At 53.5% G+C, this 8,506-nt stretch carries 7 protein-coding genes; 2 read left to right on the forward strand and 5 right to left on the reverse strand.

Annotated features, from left to right (window positions below; genetic code table 11):
• Positions 1-330: 330 nt before the first annotated feature.
• Positions 331-624 (forward strand): H-NS family nucleoid-associated regulatory protein, encoded by a 294-nt coding sequence (locus ACP7BZ_RS22510; protein ID WP_426117367.1) that lies wholly within the window; start codon positions 331-333, stop codon positions 622-624.
• Positions 625-876: 252 nt separating this feature from the next.
• Here ACP7BZ_RS22510 and ACP7BZ_RS22515 read toward each other — a convergent pair whose 3' ends face one another.
• Positions 877-1,803 carry a transposase gene (locus tag ACP7BZ_RS22515; RefSeq protein WP_426117369.1) on the reverse strand — a complete coding sequence of 309 codons (927 nt, stop codon included), beginning with the start codon at positions 1,801-1,803 and terminating at the stop codon, positions 877-879.
• Between the two features lie 56 nt (positions 1,804-1,859).
• Positions 1,860-2,537, reverse strand: coding sequence for a hypothetical protein (locus ACP7BZ_RS22520; RefSeq protein ID WP_426117371.1), 678 nt, complete (start codon positions 2,535-2,537; stop codon positions 1,860-1,862).
• Between the two features lie 726 nt (positions 2,538-3,263).
• On the opposite strand from ACP7BZ_RS22520, the gene ACP7BZ_RS22525 reads away from it, so the two are divergent.
• Positions 3,264-4,172: a hypothetical protein gene (locus ACP7BZ_RS22525; protein WP_426117373.1), complete on the forward strand. Its 909-nt coding sequence runs from the start codon at positions 3,264-3,266 to the stop codon at positions 4,170-4,172.
• A gap of 46 nt (positions 4,173-4,218) precedes the next feature.
• Here the strand turns inward: ACP7BZ_RS22525 and ACP7BZ_RS22530 are convergent, their stop codons facing one another.
• The 3 genes from ACP7BZ_RS22530 to ACP7BZ_RS22540 form a co-directional block, all read right to left on the reverse strand.
• Entirely contained in the window at positions 4,219-7,194 is a 2,976-nt protein-coding gene (locus ACP7BZ_RS22530) for an AAA family ATPase (RefSeq protein WP_426117375.1), read from the reverse strand.
• Positions 7,194-7,790: an ABC-three component system middle component 1 gene (locus ACP7BZ_RS22535; protein ID WP_426117377.1), complete on the reverse strand. Its 597-nt coding sequence runs from the start codon at positions 7,788-7,790 to the stop codon at positions 7,194-7,196. Before ACP7BZ_RS22535 ends, ACP7BZ_RS22530 begins: the two co-directional genes overlap by 1 nt.
• Positions 7,787-8,506: ABC-three component system protein (locus ACP7BZ_RS22540; RefSeq protein ID WP_426117379.1), on the reverse strand; the 720-nt coding region annotated here is incomplete at its 5' end. The genes ACP7BZ_RS22540 and ACP7BZ_RS22535, both read right to left, overlap by 4 nt.

Below are 8,506 nucleotides of genomic sequence, written 5' to 3' on the forward strand. Positions count from 1 at the left end.
AGTGGAATCAAAAATTCACACTGCCGGCCGCGCTTCTAAATTGATGTCAAGTGTTTTTGTGTCTATCTTGAAAATAAACCATCTAACTGCACATTAAACTGCTAACTTGGGTGGATTGAACATTGCCCCCCCGCCAACGTCAATGTTGTTTAAAATATAATTACCTCGTTCACAATTGACCTAAAACACGTCAGAAATCATGCATCAACAGCTCTTGGGGTACCAACGTACGCCTTTATCGGTCGTCAACGTTTAGAAAAGCATGGTCACGTGCTGATATATGTGGGTATAGTGGCTCATCAATTCCCGTCGAGTTAATTTGGAGACACTATGACGACCTATGCAGAGTATGTTGAACAAATCGCAAAATTGCAATCCCTGGCAGAAGCTGCCCGCCAAGCTGAAATCAATGACGCAATTAAGCAAATTAAAGACCTGATGAATCTGCACGGCGTTACTGTAGCCGACCTTTCGTCGGCACGAAGTGCGAAACCGGCGAAAGCCAAGGGCGCGGTTGCAGCGCAATTCAAGAACCCTGAAACGGGCGAGACCTGGACTGGTCGTGGTCGTGCGCCGCGTTGGCTTGATGGCAAGAATAAGGAACAGTTCCGCATCACGAACTAAAGCATACACACGGCGCGAATACCTCCAATCGCGCCTTCAGTCATTCCTCGATAACGCGAGCCCTGAACGTAACCATCACGACATCCCACTGGCCCGCCATCGCGTTCGGGCACAAGCACAGCCATCGCTGTCGCCTCCCACTCCGCATGAGGCATCGGCAGAACCAAATTTCGTGCAGCTCGAGGCATTACTTTCTGAAGAGCAGTACCCGATACTTACTCAATCTTCCCAAGTTAAGGAATATGCACCTAGTCAACATGGCTTTTGCGTCATGAACTTGTGCGATTTCGGCCTGGATTTGCGCGGCTTGGACTGATTTTCTCGATGAAGGTAAGTGTGTTTTGCAAGTAACTTGAGCACGCCACGCAAGTGCTTGGCGACCTTCATACCGAGCAGCAGTGCCGGCATCACGGGTTTCAGCGCGGTATGGGCGTATGCGTGGTTGATACGCTCGACGGCGCGCAGGTCGGCCTGGTCATGTGCGGTCAGTCCAGCCAAGGTCTGCAGGTTGTCGCACATGATTTTGGCGGCGACATCCTGGACCACGGACTGCTGCGACAGTCCGGAGACGTGCTCCAGGTTGAGGCGGTGTTTGAGCCGCTTGAAGGCTTCCTCAATGGGCCAGCGCTTGTGGTACAGGTCGCCAAAGGCGCTAGCCGGGAAGCGCCTGGTGTCGAACAAATTGGTCATCAGCACGCGGACTTTGCCGTTCGGCGCGACATGGCGCACCAGGCGGACCTGCTGGCGCGTAGGCAAACTCGTAGTCGGGGCGTCGCGCTTCGATGGTGCATTGAGCGTGACGACCTGCTCATCGAGGCCGGAGCGCAGAAACGCGCGTACGCAGGCGAAGCCGCCGTCACCGGCTTTTTCCACCCGCGTGCAGAACGAAATTGCGCGGTCGTTGAGCAGGGCAACGAGCCAGGGCGACGGATAGCCCCGGTCCAGCAGCAGCAAGTCGTCGCTTAAGAGTCGGTCCAGATGCTCGGCCAGCATCTGACGCTCGCCGCACTCCTCGATGCCGTGCAGCGAGGTCGCCAGCATCAACTCGGCGCCGGGCAGGAACAGTCCAAAGAGAATTTGGTCTGGCGGCGCGGCGCGCGCGAGGTGACCGGCGCGCAGGCTGAAGCGCACCGTCGCGGCGTCGGCGGCGACCAGGCGCAAGCTGCGCCAGCGCGGCACGAACCCGTGCTGCTCGGCGCGGGCGACGAGCCAGTCGTTGAGTAAGGGGATGGATTTTATTGCGATTTCAGGAACCTAATTTTCAAATGGTTCTTTAGAATTTGAAGCATTTGCGACGACGTATTATTAATCTCAGATATACGTGCGATATGTTTTGCTCCGATTCCCGAGGGGAGGGATGAAACGTCAGGACGTGGTTTTCGGTATGACTGTTCAATAAAACTAAGCAACAATTTGGTAGAATGGCTGTGCAGTATTGGTCGAAGCGCTCGCGGGTCAATGCGCGAAGCTTCGTCAATATCAGCTGCAACGGCCTTTGAAAATCCTAGGCTGGCTCCGATAAAACTGGATTTGGTGTTTTCGGGGAGAGCTTCGCCGGAGGGGATTCGCATATCCTTTGCGGCGTCGGTAATGCCGATTTTTATATCAACTGAGGTTTGTTCGTCAACGCGGAGGATACCGGTTGCATAAAAATGATAAATACCGGTATATAGTGCCATGAAATATAGGTTGGCAACTGTTGGATTCTCAACTATTTCGTCGGTGAACGGTAAATATTCGCCGTATTTTGGATTGCCGTAGCAATCCCTGAATTGTTCAGTTGCAGGTTGATTAATAAATCCGCTAGCGGAGGCATACCCATATTCTTTGGCTGTGATTAATTTGCCGTCGGCCAATTGAAACACGCCAGGTTGCGGCGTTGGTGCACCAAATAGTTTTTCGAATAACCCCATGTTATTACCCCTATGTGCGAAACACTGTTTTAACGACAGCACACAGCATACACGACGCACTAGCAAAGGGCGAGGTGTTGGAGCGCCCAAGCGCGACAAATCAACGCCGAAAGGCGGGCGAGCGACAGCGAGTATCGCCGGTCCACCGGGGATTAGCAGGGGAGCCGGAAATCGCGTCATTTTACCCCAGCAAAATACGGCTTGAGGGGGCTGCACGCCGGCACCCCGGTACGGGGCAATCTTCCCAAATTAAGGAATATGCATTTGGTCAACATGGTTTTTGCGGGCCCAATGTCGTTTTGAGTGGAACTTGACGGGCGGCATTTTGCCCTTCGTGTTGTACGGAGGTTTGCAAGCCGCCGCAGCAACGGCGTTTTCGGTGCGGTCAAGGGCGGGCGGAGACCGGCGCAGCGAACCCTTGAGGGCATCGAAAATGCCTTTACGCTCAAGGGATTAGGGTTGGATGCGGGTTTGGCATCCGGCCCGCGAGCCCGTCCGGCGGCAAGGACTTCCCCGCCCTGATGGGCGGGGTTAGGGGTGGGAGAATCCACTCGTTTTGGCTGCATCACGTGCCCGCTGCCGCGTCAAGTTCCACTCGAAACGGCATTGAGCCGGAAGCGCTAGCTGCAGCCGTCGTAATGCGCGGCCATGCGACTCGAGCCGCCATCAACACGAAGCCCACGAACAAACTCGGTGCGATAAACACTTCATGTTGAAACCGGTGCGATGCCCATACATTGCGTTGAGCGCCACGTTGTTGGTGATGATGGCATCGGTTATGGATACTTCAAGGGCACGTCTGCGTGTCTGAGCGCGATGTACGCAGCCGGCCGCCACGACGAGCTCCTGGCATTGATTGCAAAGTCTGAGTATCGACACAAGTCGTGGCATAACCGGATGTGGGGTGCAAAGGCATTGGCGGCTGCCGGCAAGCCCGCGGAGGCGATTCAGTACGCCGAGGACTCGAAAGGCCGGAATGCGCACCTGACGGCCATTGCGGCCTTCTGTGAGGGTGTTTTGCTGGACTCAGGCTTTGCGGACGAAGCGTACTCTCGCTATGCCGTCGAAGCGACGTACGCTACGACCAATTTGGCGACATTTAACGCCATCGTGAAGAAGTATCCGCTCATGCCTCGGGAGACCATTTTGCGGGACCTGGTTGCGAGCCAGAAGGGGAATGAAGGCAAGTGGTTCGCCGCCGCCAAGGATGCTGGCTACTTTGAACTGGCCATCGAGCCTGCGAATCGGAGTCCGTCAGACCCGCGGACGCTCATACGCGCCGCCAGGGACTTCGCCGTTGAACGTCCGGAGTTTGCTCTGGCAGCCGGCATGACGGCGCTCCGCGGCATCGCCAATGGATGGGGTTACGACATCACTGGCGTGGATGTGCTGGACGCGTACGCGGCCGTGATGGCGGCGGCCGGTGTTGCGGGCGTGGCTGAGACTCTTCCACCAACGCTTGTCTTCGTTAGCAGTCGGGCATATACCGCCACACGCCAACGTCTAGTTCATCTGATAGTGTCAACGCATGTCCATCCTCTACGGGGGACACCGGCCACTGACCACTTACCACGCCGAGCAGAAACAAGGTCTTCTTCGTGTTGCAAACGTCCTCATTATCGCAGTCAGTCTTAGGCTATCGGACGACCTAAAACAATATTTGAATCGACAACACGCCTTACTAATCTCGACCGCCTATCTGCATGGCGGTCATCCCGTCTTGCGATGGCTCTAGTTTCCAGAGCCTCGCATCAAGTCCGTCATTGCTCAGCTTACGCATCAGGAAACGCGCTTGCTGAGCATCGTGAGTAGTTAAAACGACTTGGAAGCCATGCTCCGCAATAAAATCCCGCAGCACGTCGAAGACCGAAGATGCATGCACTAAGTCATGGTGCTGAGTTGGGTCATCCAACAACAATGCCTTCCAAGGCGACCACTGGTGCACCGTCGCCATTGCGAGCATAAATGACAACTGCAAATCTGTCATTTGTGCCTGGCTCGCGACATCAGCAACACCTACGAGCTCTCCGCCCAAGCCAACTTGAATCGCCGCGTGATTCTTGGCGCGGTTCTTGTAATAATCCAAGTTTGTTCCAGAGAAGCGGGGCTCTTGAACTACACGTCGCAATATCGCCTGCCAGTACGGAACAACGTCCCCAATTCTGTCTCGAATTTTTTCGATGCCATTGGTCAAATGCGTATGAAACTCATCAAGCGCGCTCTTGCGTTCAGTGCCCAGCGTGTGCTCATCTTGAACGCTCTTCAACTCTGCCATCAAAATTTGGGTATGTTCGCCCTCTGTCTTATCACCCCTTGCGGCATCGACCGTGTGCTGTGCATTCGCAAGAGCATTAGCTTCCGCGATACGGCTAAGCTCAGTCTCAATGTCGTTGAGCTTAGCCTTTGCCGCCTCAGCTTTGGCCTTGTCTTCAAGTAGTTCTTCTTTAATTGTCCGCAGCTGCTCATCGGAAGGCGGGACAACCAAACCAGCCAATTCCCATTTAGAACGCTGTGTCTCCAAACGTGCTTGGTCCAGTTCTAATTGCTGGGTTATCCGGGAGATTGCCGCGTCGACGTCAAGCAGTGTTCTAGTCAAAGCAGATTTTTTGGCTTGTTCGTTTTCAATACCAGCAGCGCTTCCTAGCACCTCATTTTCAAGAGATGACAATGCTCGCTCAACCTCTTCGATGGTGACATCCCCTGTGACCAACAAGGAGAATTCAGCAAGCGCTGCCTTGGTGTCATTAATCGTCTCATCCAAGCGAGCCAGAGCTTCCTCAAATTCCGCTAATTCTCTTTTTTCGGAGTTGAAACGTGCAGTCAGCTGAGCCATCGCCTCAACACTAAGCGGGGGCTCTTGCGAGCTGCTCTTGGAATTGAGTTCTGAACTATCGCTATCAACTTCCGCTTGCAAAGAATCAAGCCGCTTTTGAACTTCCGCTAGCTCAAGACCAACAAGAAAGCTGTTACCCCTGGCGATTTTAATTTCCGATTCAATGGCAGCAATCGCCTCGTTCACGCGGGAACGCACAGTGTGTGTGGTAGTGAGGGCGGCGTTCGTTACATCTTTTGATTTCTGCGCCGCCTCCAATTTCTCCGCTGCTAAACGAAGAGCTGCCGTCGCCTCACTAAGTCGTGGGTCCATTGCATTGAGCGCGTCCGCAATCCTACGACGCAGCATCTGCTCCCCGTGTGGTTCCAGACACACGGGGCACTTGTCGGTTCCAATTGGTAGATTCTCAGCGACTATCGAGACAGCTGCTCGGATTGCTCCGGCCGCTTCTTGATACACAGCTAAAATTGACCTAGCGGATTGGTGCTCCAATGCAGCCTGCTCCAGTTCAGCTACCGTAATACGGAGGTTCTCATGACACGATTCAATCTCAGCGTTCCTTGCTTGGAGGTTTTGCTCTTCCACCCTCTTGCGGCTTTCCGCGCCTTGCCAGTCGGCATAAGACTGCTTAGCCGCAGCGATGCCACTACGCTTGAGTGCGATGGCCCCAGCCAATGCGTCCAGCATCGCATTAACATCCTTCGCCGTTAGTGCAGCATTATGGATTTGCTGGGTCGCATCGAACGCTGATTTTTTCTGCTCACGTGAGAGGACTTGCTCTTCTCTCTTCTGTCGATGCATTTCCAGCAGCGCCACCGTTTTTGCATGCTCTCGCTTACGGTCCAGCACAAGTTTAGATTGCGCAACCTTCGAAACCAGCTCGCGATGACTCGCCTCTGCCGCAAGTATTCTGTCGCTCAATGCAGTTCCAGTAGCCTGATGCGCTGCCTGATTCGCTTTTTCCGTTTGTAATTCCAGCTGACGGCGCAGCAGCGACTCTGCAATCTCAAGGTATGTAGCAGGCACCAAAACCAGCCCTGCCAGATTGTTCAGCGACGCTTCCATTAATGCCAAACTCTGATTGTTAGCAGTACTGACAATCGCCCACTGCTCGCGAATGGCTGCAACATTGTTGAGACCCTGCGGAATAGGCAAGCTCGTCATTTGCACTAAGGTTTCCGCGAGCACCGAAAGTGGGGTGAGCGGCTTGCTCAAATCAAGTCGAGCGCTATCACGCGCAAGCACTAGCTGATTCCATTCGTCCAACACCTTCTGCTTCTCCGCGATACTTTTTATTAACTCGTTAAGCTGCTTGGAAACCGCTGGCTTCAATCTCGCAACAGTAGAGTTCACCTGAGACGCTTGGCGTCCCAACGGCAACATCGCAAGCTGCCCACCGGCGGCTTCACTGCGTTGTTGGCAGAGCCAATCACTATCCCGCTGGTCAAGTAAGTGAGTAAGCCGGAGTAAGAAAGGAATCTCGTCTGGGTTTATGTCATTGAAGATTTCGCGCAGCCTCCCCTCATTGACAACGTTGACACTGTTCTTTGTGAGCGAAACCTCTCTCTGCCAGGCGCCGAAGTTGAGCTGAACCGAAGCGTCGTTAACTCCTTCGCGAATTAGCGGAGTCCACCGCCCCGACAGGCGTTTAACACCCGCTGTCAGCGCGAGTTCAATAGCTTCTAATACAGCTGTCTTGCCAAACCCGTTAGGCGCAATCAAGATGGTGGCACCGGCCCCAAATTTAATCTCAACATCAGGGCCAAAGCGACGAATGTTATTGAGGACTACTGACTTCAGTTTGATTGGTTCTTGGGTATCCATTACGAGTCCATCTCCGGGTCAACGGTTTCAAGAATGACAGGTACCAAATCCTTTCCCGCCTTATCGCCCAAGAAGTTCGTTAACCAATGCTCCTGCCAGGTATCAGTGAACCACGGATGCTTAATTTGAGTCGAATGGAACGCGGTAATAACAGGGTCATCTAGTACTGAGCCTATATCGCTCGAAGACAGTGAAGCTAAAAAAGTTCTGTCGAGCAGCGACGGAATCTGTTCCAACGAGCTGGTCACAAACTTTCGGCAAAACTGCTCATCCGCTTCAATGCGAGAGCAGTTGTGGATGCTAAATCCCTCTGCGAGCAAAATCAGATAGAGGTCCGATGTCTCGGGCTCTGGCAACATATCGCGAACTTGTGCAGTCCACCGTGAGACAGCTTTCCAGTCTTCGACTTTATCAATGACGGCCAGCAGCACGGTGCGGCCGCTACTGTCGGGCTTTGCTGCACGTCGCAACTTAATCGCAGAAACGTCGGCCAGCGATGGCTCCACAAGTAGTGCCAACGATTGATGCACAGAAACCTCGAACCTATTTTGAGCGCGAGTACGAACCTCCGCCTCAATCTCTTGAGTCTTCATCATTTTGTCAGCTCAGTTTTCATAATATTTTCTTCTCGCGCAGTGTCGCGCAACCGGAGCTCAGAAGCAAGGACGGCGGTGACCTTCGCCACCTCTCCACTTCTAACAGCATCTCGAAACTGCTTCGAATTCGTAACTGCCAGCTTCGCTCGCCTTGGTGCACCAAAGCTATCCTGGGAGGACTGGTCAGTAAAAATTGTCTCCCGGTTTACTGCACTATTCGGCGCCCGCACTTGTGACATCAAAATAATGTCGGAGAGTTCTTTCCCCATAAAATCTTCAATCGCAGATTCATCGTCATCATCCACTAATTCGCGCGGTATTCGATTCATGGATGCCGGACCGCCCCAGTACCTCAGCGCGATTACCCGCATCTCTTTGCCTGTCAGAAGCGCGGCAATATCAGAGTCGCGGCTCAATGCAACTGCCGTGACCATCATCATCACTAAGCCCTGACTGAGCAGCGTGACTGTCCTCGGCCCTAAACGCATAATCCCTAGAGCTTTGAGGCCTTCACTAGCAGGACTCAACATGTCGCCTAGCAGGGCGTTCACTTTTTTAGCGTCCGCGTCAAGGGTCGGGAAAATTTGGCGCCAAAGGCACCTCGTTATACACAAGTCCGAAGCGCCGAACGCCGGAGCTGAAAAATCGTTTACTTTCAATGACTTGCAGCAGCCCTTGTAAACTTGATCGTTTTCGCGTTTACTCTCGTCTTTTGG

It is taken from the genome of Massilia sp. PWRC2 (genome assembly GCF_049896725.1).
Classification (GTDB): domain Bacteria; phylum Pseudomonadota; class Gammaproteobacteria; order Burkholderiales; family Burkholderiaceae_D; genus JAFCUW01.